The following is a 20870-nucleotide window of genomic DNA, read 5'->3' as shown; positions in this document are numbered from 1 at the left end:
CAGTAGTGGGTCGCCCAGGTGCGGATTGAGAGGCCTTTGCACGCCGATATGGACGGCATGCGCTGCATGAGCCTGGCTGGATTTCAGTCCATCACAAAGATGGGCGCAGCCGTGCGAAACGGCAGCTTGCGGCCTGGCGGCAGCAGATAGGCATGCTCGTGCGGCACGCGCAGCGGGTCGCATTCGCCGTCGGTGATGATGAGGATGGGCCCATCCTTTGGAAAGTCATCGGTCTGTAGCAGCAGATCCACACCCGGCTGTAGTACGGTGCCTCCCCGGCCCTTGAGGGCGATGCGCTGGGCAATGTCGGCGGCCGGCAGATATCCCAGGTCATAGGCGGCAGCATCGCAGCAGATCAGGCGCACTGCGGGCACGTCCTTGGCCTCGGCATAGCTGGCGATGGCGCCCAGTGCCTTGGCCAGCACATGGCGCTCCATGGAGCCCGAGGTGTCCAGCACCACGCCAAAGGTGCGGCCTTCCAGCCAGCGGCTGTCGGCTTGAATGCGTGGCCTGGGAATATCGGGCGTGGCGCTCTGGCGGCGGCTGATGCGGGCATAGCTGCGCCGCGTCTCTATGGGCGGAAAGTGATGGTCGAACCAGCGCGCCAGATCGACCTGCCAGTCAACCGGCGGCTGCAGCAGAGCACGGATTTCCTCGATCAGTCCTGCGGGCAGCAGGCCGCGTGCGCTTTGCTCGTGGCGCAGCAGGCCTTTGCCTAGCTGGGTGCGGCAGAACTCGTCGATATCGGTAAAGTCGCCCGCGCCGCGCTGGTCGCCCACATTGCGCTCCAGCATATCGCCCCGGCCACCGGCCAGGGTGCGCAGCTTGCGCATGCGGCGCAGATCGCTCGCGATGCGGTCATAGACCTCCTCGGCGCCGAGACCGCGCAGCTCCGGGTCGTAGAGCAGACCGATACCCGGCGGTTGACCCACATCCATCTGAATCAGCCAGTCGTTGATGACGAAGTCGCAGGCCACGTTCCAGAGAAACGGCTCGCGCCCGCGCCGTCGCGGCAGATGGCGCAGGGCGACGTGCAGGACTTCGTGGGCGATGACGAAACGCAGCTCCAGCTCGGACAGGTGCGGGCCGGGGTTGATGTAGATGGTGCGCAGCATCTCGTCGACCGCGGCGACGGCAATGTCCTCGCGCTCGCAGATGCTGGCGTCCTCAATGATGTCAAACGCCGCGACCATGCTGCCCAGCAGCGGAAAGCTGTCCATGAACCAGTGTCGCGCGCGGTCCAGCGCGCTGCTGGCAGGCAGACTCTGGCCAAACTCGCGGCGCACGCCTGCTGCCATTTCCACGGACTGGGTGACGGAGCGAGCCAGGCCGGCGGCAAACATTTCGGGCCAGTTGCCGTACCTGCGCCAGTACGGCTGAGGCTTGCTGGTGGATGAGGCCGGCTCAGGCCATTGCTCTGGCAAGGCCAGGCTGGGGTGAGCGCCGCCCTGGCCGGGACCGGCAAGACTCAGCGCCTGCGCCCAGGCGGGTATGCCTTGTTCGCAGAACTGGACGTACCACTGAGCCTCGTCGCGTTGGGGCAGACCGTCGGGCAGTTCCATGCCTTCGGGCGGACGGCCGAGCTTGATGGTCTGGATGAAGCGGGCCGTGACCACGTCGCAGGCCGCGCTCCATTGCGCCCAGTGGCTGCGGTCGCGCTGAAACAGCTCCAGCGCGTAGCTGAGCGTGGCACGGCCCAGGCAATACGCCCATTCCTCGGGACTGGCCATGCGCTTGGGGTGGATGTCGATCTGGCCGGTAAAGCGCTGGTGGTTGAGGCTGGTCTGCGCCCAGCCATGGGCCGGACACTGGGAATGGGCGCTGCGCACAAAGCCCAGGCTGCGGCTGAGTTCGCTAAAGATGGGGTGTGCCTGCAGCATGGCCAGGCCTTGTGTATAGGCCTGGGTGGCTGGCGTTTCGCGCGTTGGGGGCTTGGCCATCAGGCTCTGGCTGCTTCGCGCGCTTCCACCAGGCGTGGCAGGTCGCGCACGATTTCCACCATATACCAGGCGGGCAGGGTCTGGCCGTCGCTTTCGGCGGTGACGATCTGGGCCATTTCCAGGCTGATCTGGGCCAGCTCCTTGAGCATGGCCTTGGAGCGGTGCACGGTTTGCTGCAGCTCGCCGCCGCTTTGCTGCTTGTCGGCGGGCAGGATCTTGAGCAGGCGCGCACGGAAGGCCTGAGCCAGGAAATACAGCACATCCCTGTCCTGTGGCGCATGGGGCCAGTTGGCGTCGCCCTTGAAGATGGCATCCAGACGATGACGGTCGTCGGCCAGCTTGTAGAAGGCCTTGAACTGCGCCGCATGCTGGGGCGTGAGGCAGCCGCTGCTCAGGGCTTCCAGCGTCTGTAGGTTCAGCGCATCGCCGTAGGAGAGCAAGGCGTCGCTGAGCATATGCCAGGAGCGCGGCGTGGAAAACGCCTCCTCATGCTTGGGCGGCTGGCTCCACAGATGGTCGGGACGTTGGGCCAGGTATTCGAGCACCAGAGTATGCAACTGGGCCTGCTGCGCCCATTGCAGCCACTCGCTGGCACTGACCTTGAGCTGCACGTGAATCATGCGGTTGATCAGCGCCGAGGACATGGTGCGCACAATCGCGGAATCCTGGGCGCGGTTGCCAGCCGCAATCACGATGGAGCCCTCGGGCATCAGGTACTCGCCCACGCGGCGCTCCAGAATCAGGCTGTAGAAGGCTTTTTGCACATCCTGGCTGCAGGCGTTGAGTTCGTCCAGGAACAGGCAATAAGGCTGCTCGCGCGCAATCATGGCGGGCGGGCAGAAGCGGGTCACGCCGTCAATGATCTGTGGCACGCCCAGCAAGTCCTCGGGTGCGAGCTGGCTGCCCAGCAGGGACACGCAATCAATCCCCACGCTTTGCGCAAAGTTCTGTACCAGTGCCGATTTGCCTATGCCTGGCGGCCCCCAGATGAACACGGGGCGTACGGTGGCGACGTTGAGAAGGAATTCGCTCAGTTGCGAGGGGGTGAGAGCCAGACTGGTTTGCATGCTGCGTGCAGTCTAAGGCAAGTGCAGCAGCGTCCTCAGCATGCTCAGGCGGCCTGACCTGGAGTCTTGCGGGTCGCCGCTCATGGTTCCTGGAACGCCTGCATGCCCTGCATGCAATACAGCAGAAAGCGATTGGCAGCAGGGGACAGATGGCGGCCGGTGCGAGTGATGAGCTGCATCTCCGCATCCTGAAATGCAGGGTTGTGAATGGGAATGGCGCGCAGGCGCCCGCTTGCCAGCTCGGCCGTGACGGAGCAGGGCGGCAGCAGGGTCACGCCCTGGCCGCTGGTGACAAAGGCCAGCAGCACGCTGATGAGATTGCTGGTCAGCGCGGGGCTGAGGTGGATCTTGTCCTTGTGTTCGGCATATTCCACGAGCTGGCGAATGCCATACACACCTTGAAGCATGGCAATAGGCCATTGGCTGAGCTCCTGCAGCGAGGTTTGCTCAGCGCTGGCCAGCGGGTGCTGTGCATGCACGATGGCATGCATGGGCTGGCGTGCCGCACCGCGCGCGGTGATATGGCTGTCGGCGGGTGGGTAGTAGACCAGGCCGATCTCGGCAGCATCCTCGCGAATGCGGCGCATGATCTCGGTCGTGCCGTAGATTTCCAGCGAGATGCTGACGCCCGGATATTGCTGGCGAAAATTGCGAATGGGTCCGTCGATCAGCTCCTGCGCAAAGCCCTCGCCACTGACCACACTGACACTGCCACTGTGCAGGCCACGCAGCGCATCGACCTTGGCCAGCATGTCGTGGCGGTGGGCCGTGTGTTCGCGGTGATAGTCCAGCAGCAACTGGCCGGCCTCGGTGGGCACCACGCCGCTGCGATGGCGCTCCAGCAGGGTCAGGCCCAGTTCCTCTTCGAGCAGGCTGATCTGGCGGCTGACGGCCGAAGGCACGATGCCAAGTTTTTCGGCTGCGGCACGGACAGAGCCGCAGTAGACGGCTTCAAACAGATAGCGGGCACGGGAGTCTTGAAAGGCGGGCATGCGGCGATTGTCGTCGCCAAATTGCATCTGTATTCATACGTATGTTCACTTTTTTAGAACAGAAAAAGAATGCGTATGCAATAAATGCATTGTTATATTCAGCGCCCGCATGGGTGAGCGCCAGCTTGGGCTGGCCGTGCCCATTTTCAGGGTTCAAAGCTATTTCAGCGCGTCGGCAGCGGCCGTCGTGCGCAAGGAAAGTTGATGCGTACAGAGGTGCAGCCGGCCAAGGCCGCGTTGAATGTGGGCAGCGTGGTGCAGGTATTTGCGCTGGCGCTGGTGATCGCGGCGTTGTCCGAGTGGCTGGGGCCGCTGCCCATTGCGCTGGGCGTGGGCAAGGTGGTGCTGCTGCCCATGATCTGGGCGCTGCTCATCGGCCTGGTGCTGGGTCTGCTGCGCAAGCGCATGCCCGGCCCGCTGCAACTGAGCCTGTACAGTCAGAATCTGGCCGCCGCCGTGCTGTCCTGCGCGCTGTTCCTGTTCATTGCCAAGCTCGGTCTGCTGGTCGGTGGTTCGCTGCCCAAGCTGGCGGAAGTCGGCTGGGGACTGGTGTTGCAGGAGTTGGGCAATCTGGTCGGTTGCGTCGCCCTGGGCATGCCCGTGGCGCTGCTGCTGGGGATCAAGCGCGAAGCGATTGGCGCGACGTTCTCCATCGGCCGTGAACCGGGCCTGGCCATCATCGGCGAGCGTTTCGGCATGGATTCGCCCGAAGGCCGCGGCGTGCTGGCCGAGTACATCACAGGCACTCTGATCGGCGCCATCTTCATCTCGCTGCTGGCCGGCTTTGTCTCCAGCCTCAATATCTTCCATCCGCTGGCCCTGGGCATGGGCGCCGGCGTCGGCTCGGGCAGCATGACGGCCGCCGCCGTGGGCGCGATCGCCGCCCAGCATCCCGAGATGAGCGACCAGATTGCCACCTTTGCCGCTGCCGCCAACCTGATTGCGACGACGGTGGGCACTTATCTGACGCTGTTCATCTCGCTGCCGCTGGCCTTGCGTGCCTATCAATGGCTGGAGCCGATTCTGGGCCGCAAGCGCAAGCAGGCCGTTGTGGAGCAGGCCGTAGACCTGTCTGCCGCCAAAGATGAAGAACAGGCGCAGGTTCCGGCGCTGGGTCTGGGCATGCGCTTCGCTTCCTGGGTTCTGGTCGGCGCCATGGTGCTGATCGGCAACCGCATCGGCCATGGCGTGCCGGTGATGGATGCGCTGCCCGGCGTGCTGCTCATCATTGCTGCAGTGTTTGTCGGTGATCTGATCTATGTCGGCACGCGCCGCATGCTGCCTGCCGTGTGCTGGATCTCGTTCATCGCCATGGCCATGACATTCCCGCTCACGCCTTATGCCGCCGAAGTGGCTGCGCTCACCGGCAAGGTCAACTTCCTGGCCATGATCACGCCCATGCTGACGTTCGCGGGCCTGTCGCTGGCCAAGGACATCCCGGCCTTCCGCCGCCTGGGCTGGCGCATCGTCGTGGTTTCGCTGCTGGCCAATGCCGGTGTGTTCCTGGCTGCGACCCTGATCGCCCAGACCTTTGTCCATACGCTGTAAAGCCGGAACACGACCATGATGAACACCATCAAGTGGCCCGGCCAGCAGGAACTTCAAGCCTGGCGCCATGACTTTCACCGTCATCCCGAAACCGCGTTTCAGGAGCACCGCACCAGCGCACGCGTGGCCGAACTGCTGAAGAGCTTTGGTCTGGAAGTGCACACCGGCCTGGCCGGTACGGGTGTGGTTGCCGTGCTCAAGGGCAATATGGGCGCAGGCCCATCCATCGGCCTGCGCGCCGATATGGACGCGTTGAATGTGACGGAGCTCAACCAGTGCGAGCATGCGTCCACGCACGCCGGCCGTATGCATGCCTGCGGCCATGACGGCCATACCAGCATGTTGCTGGGGGCGGCCCAGGCTCTGGCCTCGGCGCCCGATTTTGCGGGGACCGTGCATTTCATCTTCCAGCCCGCCGAGGAAAACGAAGGTGGCGCGCGAGCCATGATCGAAGCCGGCTTGTTCAAGCGCTTCCCCATGGACGCGGTCTACAGCATGCATAACTGGCCGGGCCTGCCTGTGGGAACGGCAGCGGTGCATTCCACGGCCGTGATGGCGGCCTTCGACATCTTTGACCTGACGCTGACCGGCAAGGGTTGCCATGCCGCCATGCCCCATCTGGGCAAGGACGCACTGCTGGCTGCCTGTCAGCTGGTGACTCATCTTCCCGCGCTGATTGCGCGCGAGCAGGAGGTTCACAAGCCGGCCGTGCTTAGCGTGACCAGCTTCAACGCCGGCGATACCTATAACGTGATGCCCGAAGTCATCAAGCTGCGTGGCACCGTGCGCTGCTTTGACATGCCTCAGCGTGCGCGCATCGAACAGCGTTTTCGCGATGCGATTGCCGCGACTTGCGCGCTGCACGGCCTGGAAGCCCATCTCGACTACCGCGTCAGTTACCCCGCAACCATCAACAACCCCCAGCATGCCGAAGTCTGCGCCGAGGTGCTGACCAGCGTGCTGGGCGAGGGCAAGGTGCGCCGTGATATGGTGCCCAGCATGGCCTCGGAAGACTTTGCCTTCATGGCGCAGGAATGCCCGGGCGTCTATATCTGGCTGGGCAATGGCGAGGACAGTGCCTCGCTGCACAATCCCAAGTACGACTTCAATGACGCCAATCTGCCGCTGGGCATGCGTTACTGGGTGGCGCTGGTGGGTGCGCTGCTGAAGGACGGCAAGCTGCCAGCCTGACAGCGCAGTTTTGCCATACATGCCTACGCCGGGTCAACGCAGAGTTGAGCCCGGCGTTTTTCATGATCCGCTGGTTTGCAAAACTGCACCAAGCAATGCATTCGGTCACAGAAATGTCGGAAGGCTGACACCCTGTAACGCCATTGGATGCAGGAGCTCTATGATGTTTGTAGCGCTCCGAGATAGTTTCTGTCGTTATCTCAACAGGAGTTGGGGCGTGCGTGGCGGCCGCCTTGATCCTGTGGGTGAAGAGTTGGTTGCGCAATAGCAGGTGTTGCATTCCGGCGCATGGCCGGGATTTCACGCGGCGCTGACCGCATCTCTTTCGCAACGCTGCCTGCACCAACCCTGGTGACGCGACTTGTTGCACTGTCCGGGTCTTGATACAGGAGGGCGCTATATGCCGTTCGGCAATCTGGAGGCGGGCATCTGGCCTGCCGGCTTTCCACCGCTGCTGAGCTGGTGCGTGCTGGTTTCGGCCGCCGCCTTGCTTGGTCATCTGGTTCATCGCTTTACCGGCTATCCACGCATGCTGGGCTACACCATGGTCGGCCTGGTGGCCGGCTGGGTGGGGTTTGGTGACCTGCCCTGGCCTTTGCAGGGCAGTTCGGCGCTGCTGCTGGAGCTGGCCGTGGGCGCGAGCCTGTTGCTGGCTGCATCCCAAGTTTCCCTTCCCTGGCTGCTGCGTCAGCCCTGGCTGCTGCTGCAAAGCCTGGGCGAGTCGTTGTTGACTCTGGTGGTGGTGACCGCCGCCTTGCTGGCGCTCGGCTGGGGCTGGGCCGTGGCGCTGGCCGTCGGCGTGATATCCATGGCGGCATCGCCGGCCGTGCTGCTGCGCATTGCCGATGATTTGCGTGCCAGCGGTGCAGTGACGGATCGCAGTCTGCTGCTGGCAACCATCAGCACCTTGCTGGCGCTGCTGGGGGCGCTGGTGTTGACGGTAGTATTTGTTCCTGCCGCAGCTGCGGCGGGCGGCGGCCTGCAGTTCTCGGCTGCGGGACTGGGGCGTTTGCTGCTCAGCCTGCTGCTGACCCTGTTCTGGGCCTTGCTGGTCACGGCCGCTTTTTGGCCGGTGTTGCGTTGGCAGTCATCGCGCAGCGACAGCACGGCCTTCTATCTGCTCGCGGCAATGACTGCGGTCTGTCTGCTGGCAGAGCAATGGGGTGGTTCGGCCGCGCTGGGCTTTATGGTTGCGGGGCTGATGCTGCGCAATCTCAGTCCCATGCCATTGATCTGGCCCCAGGCTTTTCAGGCGGCCAATGCCATGCTCAATCTGCTGATGTTTGTACTGGTGGCCAGTATGGCAGCCCAGGTCGGCATGTCGTTCGCTCTTGTTTCGGTAGTGGCTAGCGCCGTACTGGCAAGGGCAGTCGGCAAATTTTCTGCAGTTTTGCTATTGGGGCACGGCACGGCCATAGGCTGGCGCAGACAGTGGCCCGTGGCCTGCGGACAGTTTGCGCTCTCGGGGGTGGCCCTGCTTATGGTCTCTGCTCTGGTGTCGCAGTGGACTGCTTTCAATGCCAGCGTGGCCCAGCAGCTCGCGGCCATTGCCTTGCCCATGATTGCCTTGTGTGAGGTACTGGGTGTGCTGCTGGCTGCCACGGCGCTGTGGCGCAGCGGCGATGCCCATCGCGGCGTGGGCCGCGCAGCCTTGCAAAGAGGGGAGAGGCGTCATGACGCATGAAGTCGAACACATTCAAACGGCAGCGGCTGATGGTCTGGGCGAATTCGCGCCATCTCAGGCGTTGACGCTGGGCGTGGAGCTGGAGCTGCAGCTGCTCAACACCCATCACTACGATATGACGCCTTATGCGCCCGATATGCTGGCTCTGCTCAAGAACGCCAAGGTTCCGGGCTCTATCGTTCCCGAGGTGACGGCCAGCATGATCGAAATCTCGACCGGCATTTGTAGCGATGCACAGGACGCGTATGAGCAGTTGGCGGTCACACGCGATGCCCTGGTCAAGGCGGCTGACCGGCTCAATATCGCGCTGGCCGGCGGCGGTACGCACCCGTTTCAGCAATGGCACCAGCAGCGCATCTACGACAAGCCGCGCTTCAAGGAGCTGACGGCGCTGTATGGCTATCTGACCAAGCAGTTCACCATCTTTGGCCAGCATGTGCATGTGGGCTGTCCCAGTGCCGATGATGCGCTGATGATGCTGCACCGGCTCTCGCGCTATATCCCGCATTTCATTGCGCTGTCCGCATCCAGCCCCTTTGTGCAGGGGCAGGACACGGCGTTTGACTCGGCGCGCCTGAACTCGGTGTTCGCATTTCCGCTCTCGGGGCGTGCACCATTTGCCTTGCACTGGGAAGACTTCGAGCGCTATTTTGTCAAGATGGCTGCCACGGGCGTAATTCACAGCATGAAGGACTTTTACTGGGACATCCGTCCCAAGCCCGAGTTCGGCACTGTGGAAGTTCGTGTCTTCGATACGCCGCTGTCCATCCATCGCGCGGCGCAACTGGCGGCCTATGTTCAGGCGCTGGGCGCCTGGTTCCTCAGTGAGCAGCCCTTCGAACCCAGCGAAGACGACTATCTGGTCTATACCTATAACCGTTTCCAGGCCTGCCGCTTTGGTCTGGACGGCACCTATGTGGACCCAGCCACCAGCGAGCAACTGCCGCTGCGCGAGCATATCGAGCAGACGCTGGGGCGTATCACCGGCCATGCGCCGGCATCCGGCAAGAGCGCTTTGCAGGAGCTGGCCCAGGTGCTGCAGGGCGGCAACGATGCGAGCTGGCTGCGCGAAAGCTATGCCCGGGTGCAGCAGTTGCCGGAGGTGGTGCGCCAGGCGTCGCTCAGATTCGCTGGCAGGCCCTGACCGGCGTTGACATTATCGGCTCGGCGCAAGGCATTAGAGTTGCCAACACTTAAGAGTGGGGAGAAAGGCTTGAGTAAAGCCTGGACCAGACCTGCTTTGTTGATCCGCAGGTCCGGCTGTTCTCATTGCCTGGACCAGGCGGCGCCTAGCTTTATCGGATATGAGCGATTTCATGGTTGCGACCGTCATCCTTGGCATGCTCTGCGTGCATCTGTTGTGTTTTTGCGTTCTGTTCATGCTGATCAGTCGCAGGCTGCCCGGCAGAAAAATGGGCATGGAGGTCTTTGCGCTGGGCAATCTGCTGCTTGGTTGTGCCTATATATTGCAGTTGTTGGGCGGCAAGCCTGGCTGGAGTGTGATGAGCCTCGTCAATCACACGCTGACGCTTTGCGCGCCGGTAGCGTATGTGCTGGGTGCGATGCGGTTTTTCAATCGGCCGACGCCGGTATGGCGTCCGCTGCTGATTTTGGCACTGGCCTACAGCGCGGCTCAGGTGCTGGTGCAGTCTACGCTTGGTCTGGAGGCGCGTCAGGCCATGTTGGCTGCGGCATGCACTTTGCTGTTTCTCTGCATGACGATCACTTTGCTTTGGGGAACGCGCAGCTTTGCCAGGAATATGGCCGTGGAGATGGTGGTGTTTGCCATCCTGATCGCGGGCATATGTGGTCTCAATGCCATGAAGCTCATGCTGATCCTGAAGGGTGGGCTGCAGGCTTTGGACATGAACAGCCGTTTCCAGATGGTGTTCTATATCTATATGTCTTTCCTCGGTACGGTGATTCCGCCAGGCGCTGTCTGGCTGGCGTTGCGCCGTCTCACCGACGAACTCGGCAGCATGGCAGCGCAGGATCCGCTGACCAAGCTGCTCAATCGTCGTGGTTTGCTAGATGGGCTGGAGGCGCATTTCGCAGCCAGGAAAGCCGCTCCGGTCCACCTCTTGATCGTGGACATTGACCATTTCAAGCGCATCAACGACAACTATGGGCACCAGTTTGGCGACAACATGCTGTGTCGCGTGGCAGAAGCGATTCAGCAAAGCACGCGCAGGAGTGATCTTAAATGTCGTCTGGGCGGCGAGGAGTTTCTGGTTCTTTGCCCTGGCCTGAAGGGGGATGAAGTTCTGCAACTGGCCGAAAGAATACGTGCGGCGATTGCGGAAATCGCGATACCTGGCATCAGCCTGCACGGCTCTGTCACTTGCACGGCGACGATTGGTGTTTCCAATCCGTTCATCACTTCTCAGGCATTTGACATCACGCTGCAGCAGGCCGATGCAGCTCTTTATCGAGGCAAGAGCGCCGGGCGCAACCGCGTTCAGCGTGCGGACCCCGAATACCTTCTGCCTCAGGCGCTAGAAAGCAAGGCAAGAAGGTCAAGCCTTTCTAACCGGGAAAGGGCCTGAAGACGCTCAGGCTGCAATCACCGTTACGGCATAACCCTTGCCGCTTGCAATCACCTCCAGCAGTCGATCGATATTGGGGTGAGCGCCGGGGCGTGCCTTGGCGTCTTCGGTGTGCTCTGCAAACAGCTGCAGACCCTCTTCGGCGGCGGCGACATTGATGCTGCCATGTTTTGCGTAGAGGGCGTTGTAGACCGTGACAGAGCCGGCCTTGCCAGGCGCATTCGGAATGCTTGCGGCAAGCTTGCCGTCGGAGTCGATCAGCTGTAGCTCGGCGACATGGGCGATGGAGGGAAGTTGCTTGAGGTTGTCGGCAAAGGCCATGGTGTGCTCGCGATGGTCGCTGTGATGGAAGCCGCTATTGTGAGGCAGTCTGATGGCGTGTTCAGCTGCGGGCGCTGTTTTGCTCCAGCACCCGCAGCGCCTGCTGCATCTGCGCAAGCGTTGGCGCATACTCGGGCAGCTCGGCAATTTCATCCATTTCGCGCTGCATCAGCTGCTGAGCCTCTGCTGCAAGGTCCTGCCACTGTGCGGCGCTCATGAGGGCCTGCGCCGTCTGCAGCAAATCGGCTTCAGTCTCGTAGGACAGCGAAAGCTTGCGCACCACATTGAGGGCAAATGGCGGGCACAGCAAAATCTGAAACGCTGTGGAGCGCGCGAAGGCCCGATTGCTGTGGCCCTGCTTGCCGTGGCGCAGGGCCAGCCAGCTCAGGCAGGCCGTGCTCAGATAGATCAGCGCGAGTGCGATCAGCTGCAGCAGTTCGGAATGCAGCACCAGCAAGGCAGCGGGGAGACAGAGAAACAGCAGCGCAGCCAGCAGATACAGCGGCAGCGCAAACGCTTTGAAACTGCGGGCATGTGCCTCCACTGCCTTTGAAAATACCGCCTCACCGGGCAGATGAATCCGCGTGGTGCTCCAGCGCTGCCGGTAGACGGGCTGGTGTAGTGCAAGAACAGGCAGCCATAGCAGGCGATTCTGACGCAGCTCGAAGCCCCGGCTGGCCAGCTGTGCCCGCCATCCCGAGCGTAGCGGGCGCAGCAAACCCTCTTCTGGCTTGAGCAGCAAGGCCGCGTCATAAAGATAGAACAGGACAATGGCCAGAACTACCTGCAGCTGCGTGGAGATCGTGAAGTACAAGACGGCTTTCGAGACAAGACAAACCCCGCGATCTTAGCGATGCGCGGGGCGGGGTTACAGGGGTTGAAGCCGCGACCGACCGACTGTCTTATTCTGCGGCTTTCTTGCGGCCAAACAATTTGCCTATGCCTGCGAACAGCGCGACCGCTGCGGCTGCAATGATCTTCCAGCCTGCTGCCAGAAAGCCTGCAATCGCACCCCAAAGGCCTTTCTTTGTGGCCACTGCGGCAGCTCCTCCGAGCACCAGTGCACCCAGGCCGATGGCGGCGACCTTGTCACCGTTCTTGAACTCGGCATAGGTCTGGCCACTGTTGTAGTCGAAGCCGGCGAGTACTTTCTTGAATTCATCGGTGTTCTGGGCCAGTGTGGCGGTGTCGGAGACCAGGGTGGCAGTCATCACGCCGCTGCGGCCCAGAATGCGCGAGGTGTAGTTGACATTCTTCTCGCCCGACTCGCCGCGCAGACGCAGACCCCATTCCAGTCGCTTGGTGGCTGTGTCGTAATGTGGGGGAACCTGCCAGCCATCGGTGTACAGCGCTTCAAGACCCAGCTTCTTGCGCTGTTCGTTGCCGGCCTTGTCACCTGACTGCATGGATTTGAGCAAGTCGTCGGCATCGATTTTTTCGTCGTCCTTCACGTAGCCAGTGTCGTCATACGAAAACACGGCAAACCAGTCCAGCGATTTGGGGGCTATCAGAAAGTGATCGCTGCTGGGTGGGTTGCCAAATGCCTGCAACAGCTTGGATGTGTCGGCCTCGCCGAGAAAGGCATAGCCCGATGGAATCTTGACGCTGGCCTTGTCAGCGATTTCTCCCTTGCCGCTTTCCTGCCAGCGCAGGGCCTTGATTTCAGGCGGCAACTCCTGAGTGGCTTCGGTCTTGGCCCAGACGCCCAGAGAAAGTGACAGGCCGAGAACGGCTGCCGCGATGGACTTGAACATTCAATGAACTCCCGTGTTATGAATTTATTGAGGATTGCTATTGGTAATAGCGAACTTGATTTCACATTCACATTCGAATCATCAGTCGTTGATTCGCACGCGAAGCATAACGTGGCTCAAACTGAGCTGACAAAATTAGCAGGATTGATGGAATAAAGCGTCAGTAATATCGGACAAAAAGCATGTTTTAAAGATTTTTCATGGGGATTGATCATATGCACAGTGCCATATCATTCTTGCAGGGACATGCCAATCTGGGCATGGGCAGCTGGCACCTTGGCCAGGGGCGGCGTAGCCGGGACGAGGAGAAAGCGGCCTTGCTCACCGGATTGCAATTCGGCCTGAGCGTGATCGACACCGCCGAGATGTATGGCGACGGTCTTTCCGAAGAACTGATTGGCGATGTGCTGCGTGACTGGCCGCCAAGTCGGCCCCGGCCTTTTCTGGTCAGCAAGGTGCTACCCATGCATGCCAGCCGCAAGGGAGTGATGCGTGCGTTCGAGGCCAGCGCCCATAAGCTGGGAGTGGGCTGTATCGACCTCTATTTACTCCACTGGCGCGGAAATACGCCGCTGGCCGAGACGGTAGCCGCGTTTGAGGACCTTAAGACGCAGGGCAAGATTCGCCATTGGGGCGTTTCCAATTTCGACATCGACGATATGCAGGAGCTGTGGCAAGTTCCCGGCGGACGCAACTGCGTGGTCAATCAGGTGCTCTACAACGTTTTCAGCCGCGGCATCGAATATGACTTGCTGCCCTGGTGTCAGAAGAACGGCGTGACCGTGATGGCTTATTGCCCGCTAGGACATGGAGAGCTGATTGAGCACAGCCTGCTGGCTGAAATAGGTGATCGCCATGGTGTCGGTGCCAGTGTGGTGGCTCTGGCCTGGGCTCTGCGCAGCGGCAAAGTGCTGGCGATTCCCGAGAGCGGCTCCGAAGACCATGTCCGAGACAACGCCCGTGCACTGCAGCTCAAGCTCGGCCCGGAGGAGCTGGCGCTGATCGATGCTGCTTCGCCTCCGCCGCGCTTCAAGCAGCCGCTGGACATTCTCTGAGCAAGAAGGGCCTGAGGCTTGGGCGAGGCGGTGTCATGAGCGACGGTCCGTGAGATCCTCGCTACCCGTACCAGCACTCAGACCTGAGCCCAGTCCGGCGCCCAGTCCCAGGCCTCCCGCTCCCATGCTTGCACCCTGAGCGCCTGCGCCACTGCGACCGCCCGAACCCTGAGCTTCACCGGCCTTGCGATTCCCTCCGGCGCCCCCGGTACTCGGCCTTGCCGGGCCCTGGGACGGTATCTGGAGATGCGAGGGAATGGGTTCAAGATCCAGGGCGTCGCGGATAAAGCCGCGCAGCGAGGTGACCAGCGCGGCGGTCTCGATAGGTCGACTGGCCACCATATCCTGGGCGGCCCGGGCGGCCAGTTCCACCTGCTCCTCGGTACCCAGCAGGATGATGTCGGACAGAGCGGCTTCCACGGCATCCCGGATACGACGCCGGCGCTCGTTCAGGCTAGCTCCGGCTGGCGGTTGCGGCGGCGTCTCATCGTTTTGCCTGAGCTCGCGCAGATGCAGAGGGCTCACGCTCAGCGTGCCGGTAAACGAGCTGCCCAGCGTTTTGTAGGCGGCGATCAAGGTCTTGAGTCGTTCGTTGATCTGCCGGTTCTCACGCTCGCGTCGTTTTTGCACGGTCTGCATGAACAACAGGCGAATGCCCATCATCAGGCAGGTCACCAGCAACAGGCCCAGCACGGTGGAGAGCAAGGAGGTCCAGGAGCTGAAATCAAGCGAAGAGCGCATGGAGTTCTTTCAAACGGAGTCGTCGGCCATGAAAGCGAGTTTGCACAATTTTTACGCGATCAGGGCGAGAGTGGCATGCTCCGACAGCGCCTGCCGCAAAGCTTGTCAATCAGTCTCGCGTTTTGCCATATGCTAGATAGTTGACATATCACCTAGCTGAGAAAAAGAGACAACGTGGTGGAGCCTGTGACTAACCGGGGTCTGAACCCCTCATGGATCATCGTCGCTGCGGGCGTCAGTGCCTCGCTGCATGTGGGCAAGCTGCCGCCCGCCGTGCCCCTGCTGCAGCAGCAGCTGGGAGTGTCCCTGGTGCAGGCGGGATTCTTGCTTTCCACAGTCCAGGTGGCGGGCATGGTGCTGGGCCTGGTGGTGGGCCTGGGCGCCGACAAATGGGGTCTGCGTCGCAGCTTGCTGATGGGGCTATTGTTGATGGCGCTGTCCAGCATGGTGGGCGCTGCGGCCACGGGCTTTGCCTGGTTGCTGGCGCTGCGTGCTCTGGAAGGTCTGGGATTCTTGCTGGTTGCCATGCCTGCTCCAGGGCTGATTCGTCGCAGCGTCAAGCCGTCAGAGCTGGGGGCGCGAATGGGCTGGTGGGGCTCTTATATGCCCATTGGTAGCGCCATGGGCTTGCTGCTTGGGCCATGGGTGCTGCAGGCGACCAGTTGGCAGACCTGGTGGCTTGCGCTGGGTTGTACCTCCGCCTTGGCTGCCTATGCTGTATGGCGTATGGTGCCTGCGGATGCCACTGCAGCGGTAGCAGCCCCTGCCGATGAAGGATGGCGTCCGCGCCTGGCGCTCACATTGCGCAGCCCCGGCCCCTGGCTGGTGTCGCTGGGCTTTATGGTGTATTCGGGTCAGTGGATGGGCATTGTCGGCTTTCTGCCCACGCTCTATTCTGAGGCAGGGCTCAGTGCCAAGCTGGCCGGCCTGCTGACGGCCGTGGTCGCCGCCAGCAATATGCTGGGCAATGTGGCCGCAGGCAGGTTGTTGCATCGGGGCTGGAGTCCCGCGCGCTGCCTGCAGACCGGCTATGTGCTGATGGGGCTGATGGCGCTGCTGGCCTATGTGCAGATCGGCGGCGAGCCTTTGGCGCCGCTGTGGCTGCGCTTCGTGGCCGTGGCACTGTTCTCGGCGACGGGCGGCCTGATACCGGCGACCTTGTTCACAACGGCCATGCATCTGGCGCCCAGCCAGGCCACGGTGTCAACCACCGTGGGTTTCATGCAGCAATGGTCTTGCGTGGGGCAGTTTGTGGGTCCGCCGCTGGTGGCGGCCGTGGCCATGCAGATGGGCGGTTGGCAGTTTACGTGGATGGTGACGGGCAGCATGTGCGTGCTGGGCTGGTTGCTGGCGCTGGGAGTGGGCCGTTGCTGGAGCCGCCTCAGGGCCTGAGACTTGGGGGTGATGCTCTGTATTTGTGAGCTTGCAGTTCTTGGTGGGTAAGTGCTGTAGCTCGATTTGGTATGTTGTTTTGAGCTGGCGCAGAGGGCTCAATTGCCAGCCCAAGCATGATTCGAGTCTGAACTGCGGTTAGGCTGCAGTCTTGTGGAGGTTCATGATGCAAAAGCGCCAGTTTCTCGCCACAGCAGCTTCGCTGACGGCATTGTCATCAACGCCCTGGCTCGCGGGCTGTGCTTCGCGTCGTACCAAGGCGGTGGTCAAGCCCGCCGAGCTGATCTATTACGGCGGCCCGATTCTCACTATGAACGACGCCCAGCCCCAGGTGGAAGCTGTGGCGGTGAATGCCGGAGTGATTGCCGCCATCGGCTCGCTGCCGGAGCTGGAGGCCTTGCGCGGTCCGGCCACGCGCATGGTGGACTTGCAGGGGCGCACGCTGATTCCAGGCTTTGTGGATCCACACAGCCATATCGGCGGCGTGGGACTGCAGGCCATTTCGGCCAATCTGCTGCCTCCGCCCGACGGCGGCAATGCCTCTATCGCCGACTTGCAGCAGACGCTGCGCGAGTACATCCAGACCTCGCCCGAGGTCAAACAACTGGGCATCGTGCTCGGTTTTGGCTATGACGATTCCCAGCTCCAGGAGCGGCGTCATCCCACACGTGACGACCTCGATGCCGTCTCCCGAGACCTGCCGATTGCCGTGATTCATCAGTCAGGGCATTTCGGCGCACTCAATTCCGCTGCCCTGGCCCGGGCCGGCATCGGCCCCGGCACCCCCAACCCCGAAGGCGGAGTGATTCGTCGCCGTGCGGGCAGCCCGGTGCCCAACGGGGTACTGGAGGAGAACGCCTTCTTCCACAGCCTGGGCCGGATCATGCCCAAGCTCACGCTTGAGCAATCCATGGACTGGCTGGAAAAAGCCCAGCAGCTCTATCTGGAGTTCGGCTACACCACGGTGCAGGACGGGCGCTCCGACGCAGGCGCGATCGCCTCGGCCATGGCGGCGGCCGAGTCGCGTAGGCTGGTCATCGACGTGGTGTCCTATCCCGACATACTGCAACTGGGCGATGGCGCGCTGGCCAACAAGCTCAAGTTCAGCCGCAGCTATACCAATCGCTTCCGCATTGGCGGCGTCAAGCTCACGCTCGACGGCTCGCCTCAGGGCAAGACGGCCTGGCTGACCGAGCCCTATCTAGTGCCTCCCGATGGCCAGCAGCCCGGCTATCGAGGCTATGGGGTGCTCAGCGATGCCAAGGCCAACGAGCAGGTGGCCAAGGCCATCCACAACGGCTGGCAGATTCTGGTGCATGGCAACGGTGATGCGGCGATCGATCAGTTCATCGCAGCCGTACGCGCCAGCGGTCCCGTGGAGCAGGCGCGTGCCTTACGCCCGGTGCTGATCCACGGACAGACGCTGCGGCGCGACCAGGTGAGCCAGCTCAAGGAGCTGGGCATTTTCCCGTCGCTGTTTCCCATGCATACCTTTTACTGGGGCGATTGGCACCATGACTCGGTGCTGGGCGATCCGCGTGCGCAGAACATCTCGCCAACGGGCTGGGTGCTGGCCGAGGGCATGGTGTTCACCTCTCACCATGATGCGCCTGTGGCCCTGCCGTCGTCGATGCGTGTGCTCGATGCCACGGTGAATCGCACCACGCGCTCGGGTCGTGTGCTGGGGCCCGAGCATCGCGTCTCGCCCTGGGTGGCGCTCAAGGCGCAGACCATCTGGTCGGCCTACCAGCATTTCGAGGAAGACCGAAAGGGCTCCATCGAGGTCGGCAAGCTGGCCGATCTGGTCGTGCTTTCGGGCAACCCGCTGACCGTGGAGCATCATCAGCTTGCCAGTCTCCAGGTGCTGGAGACCATCAAGGAAGGGCGCACGGTTTACAAGCGCGATGGGGCAAACTTCTGATTTGAGAGCCGCTCGCAATTGATAGGTATGCGTTTGGGTGAATGTTTTTCACGCATCGCGCGAGCCGATAAGGGCACGCAACGCACGCTCCAGTTGCTGGGCGTTCTCATGCACCAGCAGCCATTCGGGCTGCAGTACTTCCGTTGGTGCAGGTGATGCAGGGCAGCTATCCATGGTCGCCAGTGGATCATCGGCTCTGAGTGCAACCACGGTTGGCTGGTTGGCCAGATCCAGACAGGCATGCGTCAGCCAGCGGCAGTAGTCGGCTATTGCCGCTGGCGGTGGCATCCCGGTGTGGGCGGTGGCACGGTTCAGACTTTCGGCCAGCAGCAGAGCCGTGGCATAGACGCGCACGGCATGGCGGTCATAGCGGCGGGTGACAAAAGCCAGTCGCTCTGCATTGAGCCGTCCGCGCAGGGTCCAGCGGCGCGAGGAATGGGCCTGGCCTACGGCGGCGCGCAGGGCGGCCAGCGATTCATGGGCCAGTGATAGCTGGCCAAGAGCGGTTTCGGCTGCATCGGCTTTTTGCTGCTGGCAGGCCTTGAGAATCAGATCCAGACCGTTGGCAAGCTGCTTGAGAAAGATCGAGGCGGCCCGGCCCATATCCTTGATGGGATTGGAGGTCAGCAGCACCTGGCTGAAGATAAGCCCGACCGCCGCACCGACCGTGACGTCCAGCAGACGGGCTCCGCCCGCCATGCTGGGGCCGAGCACCAGCACCAGAATCACCGAGACACCGGCTTGAATCGGCACCACGGGTGCGGGGCCGATGATGGCGCCGAGCAGGATGGAGAGAAATGCGCCCAGACTCATGCGCAGCAACAGATGCTGCTCTGGCAACTGCCACAGCAGATCGCCGATCACGATGCCCAGTGTGCAGCCGATGAGCAGACTGCGCGCCTGTTTCAGATGGCTGGGCAGTCCAGGGGCGAGGCAGATCACGGCGGTGACCACGGCGAAGGCGGGCTTGGGGTGGCCCCAAAGCTGCTGGGCGATGACCCAGGCCAGCATGCTGGCCAGTGCGGCGGCAATCGCATCACGCAGGGCCAGCCTGGCCCGCGATGGAAAAGTGGTCTTGGCACGGCGCCAGGCCAGCATGAACGGGGTGCTCCAGCGCAATCTCAAACTCCTTGGTGTGGCGGTCGATCAGACTCTGATCCAGGGATGTTAGAGGGCGCCATGAGATTGCCCTGTGGGAAATACGCCACGCCACCCGAAAATGCAGTCCAGCGGATCAGTCTGCCGAGTCGTCGTACTGGGGCGGGGTCCTGCGAAAGCCACTGGTGATGATGGCCAGATAGGCAAGCCCGATGCAGCCCCAGATGAGGCCCGAGCTCAGCGAGCTGGGCTCCACTTCCAGCCACATGGCGCCTACGCTGATGAAGCCCAGCACCGGGGTGACAAGATAGCGCAGCAGGTCGCCCGGGCTGTGCCAGCGGCCCTGGCGCCACATATATTCGGCCAGCACCGACAGATTGACAAAACTGAAAGCCGTCAGCGCGCCGAAGCTGATCAGGGCGACCACATATTCCAGGCTCAGAAAGCCAGCGGTCAGCGCCACTGCGCCCACCAGCAGAATGTTGTAGGAAGGCGTGAAGGACTTGGGGCTGATGTGGCCGAAGAAGCGCTGGTGGATCACGCCATCGCGGCCCATGACATACATCAGTCGCGATACACCAGCGTGAGCCGCGATGCCCGAGGCCATGACGGTGACGATGGCAAAGGACAGCACCACTGACTTGAACAGCGCGCCGCCCACCAGATAGAGGATCTCGGGCTGGGTTTCGTCCACGGCCTCGAAGTACTGACCGGGGTCGCCCGGGAAATAGAGCTGCAGAAAATACGTGGCCACGATGAAGATCAGGCCGGAAATAAGCGCCGTCAGAAAAATGGCCTTGGGCAGGGTGTTTCGGGTGTCGTGAGTTTCTTCGGCCAGTGAGCTCAGCGAGTCGAACCCCGTGAACGAAAAGCAAAGAACGGTGGCTCCCGTAATCAGCGCACCGATCTCGGCCTGGGCGCTCCACAAGGGCGACAGTGTCCACAGGCCCAAGCCGCCATGCTCGGCAATCGCACCCAGGGCATTGCGGCCCGCATGCAGATCGCGCCAGACCATGCAGGTGAAGACGGCGATGACGAGCAACTGGAAGAAGACGATCAAGCCATTGAAATGGGCGACGAAGCGGATGCCGCGCAGGTTCACGCAAACCATCAGCGCGGTCAGGCCGACGATCCAGAACCAGTGGTTGACCTCGGGGAACATGGATGTCAGATAGATCTTGGCCAGCAGGATATTGACCATGGGCGAGAGCAGATAGTCCAGCAACGAGGACCAGCCCACCATGAAGCCCACATTGGGGTGAATGGCCTTTTGCGCATAGGTATAAGCCGAGCCCGAGGAGGGGTAGCGGCGGATCATGTGGCCGTAACTCAGCGAGGTCAGCAGCACGGCCAGCAAGGCAACAAAGTAGGAGGTGGGCACATGCTGCAGCGAATCGCGCGAGACCATGCCGAAAGTGTCCAGCAATGTCATCGGCTGGATATAGGCCAGGCCGATGATGACCACATGCCATAGCAGCAGAGTCTTTTGCAGGCCGGCAGAAGCAGGGGGCGAGGCAGCCTGGGCTGGGTGATCGGTCAGTGCAGTCATCTTCTACAAGAACAAGAGAGCCGACGCAAAACTTGCACCGGCCTGCTCGTGGCAATGCACCGCAGAGATGA

18 protein-coding genes are annotated in these 20870 nt (G+C 62.1%); 8 read left to right on the top strand and 10 right to left on the bottom strand.

The annotated features are described in order from the left end of the window. Positions 1 to 83: 83 nt before the first annotated feature. The 3 genes from V8Z78_RS00245 to V8Z78_RS00235 all read right to left on the bottom strand — a co-directional run bounded on the left by V8Z78_RS00245 (position 84) and on the right by V8Z78_RS00235 (position 4026). Positions 84 to 1940 carry a vWA domain-containing protein gene (locus tag V8Z78_RS00245; RefSeq protein WP_349730667.1) on the bottom strand — a complete coding sequence of 619 codons (1857 nt, stop codon included), beginning with the start codon at positions 1938 to 1940 and terminating at the stop codon, positions 84 to 86. Beyond that, entirely contained in the window at positions 1940 to 3007 is a 1068-nt protein-coding gene (locus tag V8Z78_RS00240) for an AAA family ATPase (protein ID WP_004340865.1), read from the bottom strand. Before V8Z78_RS00240 ends, V8Z78_RS00245 begins: the two co-directional genes overlap by 1 nt. 80 nt (positions 3008 to 3087) lie before the next feature. Beyond that, positions 3088 to 4026 (bottom strand): LysR family transcriptional regulator, encoded by a 939-nt coding sequence (locus tag V8Z78_RS00235; RefSeq protein WP_004340866.1) that lies wholly within the window; start codon positions 4024 to 4026, stop codon positions 3088 to 3090. 177 nt (positions 4027 to 4203) lie between these two features. Between V8Z78_RS00235 and V8Z78_RS00230 the strand changes: the two genes are divergently transcribed. The 4 genes from V8Z78_RS00230 (at position 4204) to V8Z78_RS00215 (ending at position 9566) form a co-directional block, all read left to right on the top strand. Beyond that, the gene (locus tag V8Z78_RS00230; RefSeq protein WP_004340870.1) at positions 4204 to 5547 is read left to right on the top strand and encodes a DUF3100 domain-containing protein; all 1344 of its coding nucleotides are present in this window, start codon (positions 4204 to 4206) and stop codon (positions 5545 to 5547) included. 15 nt (positions 5548 to 5562) lie between these two features. Then, positions 5563 to 6738, top strand: coding sequence for a M20 aminoacylase family protein (locus V8Z78_RS00225; protein WP_046462437.1), 1176 nt, complete (start codon positions 5563 to 5565; stop codon positions 6736 to 6738). A 400-nt stretch (positions 6739 to 7138) separates the two neighbouring features. Beyond that, entirely contained in the window at positions 7139 to 8422 is a 1284-nt protein-coding gene (locus tag V8Z78_RS00220; RefSeq protein ID WP_004340874.1) for a cation:proton antiporter, read from the top strand. Beyond that, positions 8412 to 9566 carry a YbdK family carboxylate-amine ligase gene (locus V8Z78_RS00215; RefSeq protein WP_004340876.1) on the top strand — a complete coding sequence of 385 codons (1155 nt, stop codon included), beginning with the start codon at positions 8412 to 8414 and terminating at the stop codon, positions 9564 to 9566. Before V8Z78_RS00220 ends, V8Z78_RS00215 begins: the two co-directional genes overlap by 11 nt. Before the next feature lie 151 nt (positions 9567 to 9717). Here V8Z78_RS00215 and V8Z78_RS00210 read toward each other — a convergent pair whose 3' ends face one another. Further along, positions 9718 to 9942: a hypothetical protein gene (locus V8Z78_RS00210; protein WP_241781331.1), complete on the bottom strand. Its 225-nt coding sequence runs from the start codon at positions 9940 to 9942 to the stop codon at positions 9718 to 9720. Between V8Z78_RS00210 and V8Z78_RS00205 the strand changes: the two genes are divergently transcribed. Further along, entirely contained in the window at positions 9925 to 10968 is a 1044-nt protein-coding gene (locus V8Z78_RS00205) for a GGDEF domain-containing protein (protein ID WP_349730666.1), read from the top strand. The genes V8Z78_RS00210 and V8Z78_RS00205 overlap by 18 nt on opposite strands. A 6-nt stretch (positions 10969 to 10974) precedes the next feature. On the opposite strand, the gene V8Z78_RS00200 is transcribed toward V8Z78_RS00205, so the two are convergent. The 3 genes from V8Z78_RS00200 to V8Z78_RS00190 form a co-directional block, all read right to left on the bottom strand. Continuing rightward, on the bottom strand, positions 10975 to 11289 hold the full coding sequence (locus tag V8Z78_RS00200; protein WP_004340880.1) for a DUF2322 family protein: 315 nt from the start codon (positions 11287 to 11289) through the stop codon (positions 10975 to 10977). A 61-nt stretch (positions 11290 to 11350) separates the two neighbouring features. Beyond that, a complete protein-coding gene (locus V8Z78_RS00195; protein ID WP_004340882.1) occupies positions 11351 to 12103 on the bottom strand; it encodes a hypothetical protein in 753 nt (250 codons plus the stop codon). Positions 12104 to 12191: 88 nt separating this feature from the next. Next, the gene (locus V8Z78_RS00190; protein WP_004340885.1) at positions 12192 to 13043 is read right to left on the bottom strand and encodes a DUF2167 domain-containing protein; all 852 of its coding nucleotides are present in this window, start codon (positions 13041 to 13043) and stop codon (positions 12192 to 12194) included. Between the two features lie 200 nt (positions 13044 to 13243). Between V8Z78_RS00190 and V8Z78_RS00185 the strand changes: the two genes are divergently transcribed. Continuing rightward, positions 13244 to 14098, top strand: a complete 855-nt coding sequence (locus tag V8Z78_RS00185) for an aldo/keto reductase (protein ID WP_349730665.1) — start codon at positions 13244 to 13246, stop codon at positions 14096 to 14098. Between the two features lie 33 nt (positions 14099 to 14131). Here V8Z78_RS00185 and V8Z78_RS00180 read toward each other — a convergent pair whose 3' ends face one another. Then, the gene (locus V8Z78_RS00180; RefSeq protein WP_349730664.1) at positions 14132 to 14839 is read right to left on the bottom strand and encodes a hypothetical protein; all 708 of its coding nucleotides are present in this window, start codon (positions 14837 to 14839) and stop codon (positions 14132 to 14134) included. Between the two features lie 177 nt (positions 14840 to 15016). On the opposite strand from V8Z78_RS00180, the gene V8Z78_RS00175 reads away from it, so the two are divergent. Both V8Z78_RS00175 and V8Z78_RS00170 read left to right on the top strand, forming a co-directional pair. Continuing rightward, positions 15017 to 16231 carry an MFS transporter gene (locus V8Z78_RS00175; RefSeq protein WP_349730663.1) on the top strand — a complete coding sequence of 405 codons (1215 nt, stop codon included), beginning with the start codon at positions 15017 to 15019 and terminating at the stop codon, positions 16229 to 16231. 166 nt (positions 16232 to 16397) lie between these two features. Then, positions 16398 to 18152: an amidohydrolase gene (locus V8Z78_RS00170; protein WP_349730960.1), complete on the top strand. Its 1755-nt coding sequence runs from the start codon at positions 16398 to 16400 to the stop codon at positions 18150 to 18152. 48 nt (positions 18153 to 18200) lie between these two features. Here the strand turns inward: V8Z78_RS00170 and V8Z78_RS00165 are convergent, their stop codons facing one another. Both V8Z78_RS00165 and V8Z78_RS00160 read right to left on the bottom strand, forming a co-directional pair. Further along, the gene (locus V8Z78_RS00165; protein WP_349730662.1) at positions 18201 to 19271 is read right to left on the bottom strand and encodes an FUSC family protein; all 1071 of its coding nucleotides are present in this window, start codon (positions 19269 to 19271) and stop codon (positions 18201 to 18203) included. 115 nt (positions 19272 to 19386) lie between these two features. Further along, positions 19387 to 20799 (bottom strand): APC family permease, encoded by a 1413-nt coding sequence (locus V8Z78_RS00160; protein WP_349730661.1) that lies wholly within the window; start codon positions 20797 to 20799, stop codon positions 19387 to 19389. Positions 20800 to 20870: the final 71 nt, after the last annotated feature.

It is taken from the genome of Comamonas sp. wu1-DMT (assembly GCF_040187805.1).
GTDB classification, from domain to species: domain Bacteria; phylum Pseudomonadota; class Gammaproteobacteria; order Burkholderiales; family Burkholderiaceae_C; genus Comamonas; species Comamonas thiooxydans.
The sequence above is the reverse complement of the archived record's forward strand: the minus strand, read 5'-3'. Positions and strand labels throughout refer to the sequence as shown.

Bases quoted from the DNA above. Each gene is read 5' to 3' on its own strand.
- V8Z78_RS00190 (WP_004340885.1), bottom strand. From the start codon at position 13,043: ATGTTCAAGTCCATCGCGGCAGCCGTTCTCGGCCTGTCACTTTCTCTG.
- V8Z78_RS00225 (WP_046462437.1), top strand. From the start codon at position 5,563: ATGATGAACACCATCAAGTGGCCCGGCCAGCAGGAACTTCAAGCCTGG.
- V8Z78_RS00240 (WP_004340865.1), bottom strand. From the start codon at position 3,007: ATGCAAACCAGTCTGGCTCTCACCCCCTCGCAACTGAGCGAATTCCTT.
- V8Z78_RS00245 (WP_349730667.1), bottom strand. From the start codon at position 1,940: ATGGCCAAGCCCCCAACGCGCGAAACGCCAGCCACCCAGGCCTATACA.
- V8Z78_RS00185 (WP_349730665.1), top strand. From the start codon at position 13,244: ATGGGGATTGATCATATGCACAGTGCCATATCATTCTTGCAGGGACAT.
- V8Z78_RS00160 (WP_349730661.1), bottom strand. From the start codon at position 20,799: ATGACTGCACTGACCGATCACCCAGCCCAGGCTGCCTCGCCCCCTGCT.
- V8Z78_RS00180 (WP_349730664.1), bottom strand. From the start codon at position 14,839: ATGCGCTCTTCGCTTGATTTCAGCTCCTGGACCTCCTTGCTCTCCACC.
- V8Z78_RS00215 (WP_004340876.1), top strand. From the start codon at position 8,412: ATGACGCATGAAGTCGAACACATTCAAACGGCAGCGGCTGATGGTCTG.
- V8Z78_RS00235 (WP_004340866.1), bottom strand. From the start codon at position 4,026: ATGCAATTTGGCGACGACAATCGCCGCATGCCCGCCTTTCAAGACTCC.
- V8Z78_RS00230 (WP_004340870.1), top strand. From the start codon at position 4,204: ATGCGTACAGAGGTGCAGCCGGCCAAGGCCGCGTTGAATGTGGGCAGC.
- V8Z78_RS00220 (WP_004340874.1), top strand. From the start codon at position 7,139: ATGCCGTTCGGCAATCTGGAGGCGGGCATCTGGCCTGCCGGCTTTCCA.
- V8Z78_RS00170 (WP_349730960.1), top strand. From the start codon at position 16,398: ATGCAAAAGCGCCAGTTTCTCGCCACAGCAGCTTCGCTGACGGCATTG.
- V8Z78_RS00205 (WP_349730666.1), top strand. From the start codon at position 9,925: ATGAGCCTCGTCAATCACACGCTGACGCTTTGCGCGCCGGTAGCGTAT.
- V8Z78_RS00200 (WP_004340880.1), bottom strand. From the start codon at position 11,289: ATGGCCTTTGCCGACAACCTCAAGCAACTTCCCTCCATCGCCCATGTC.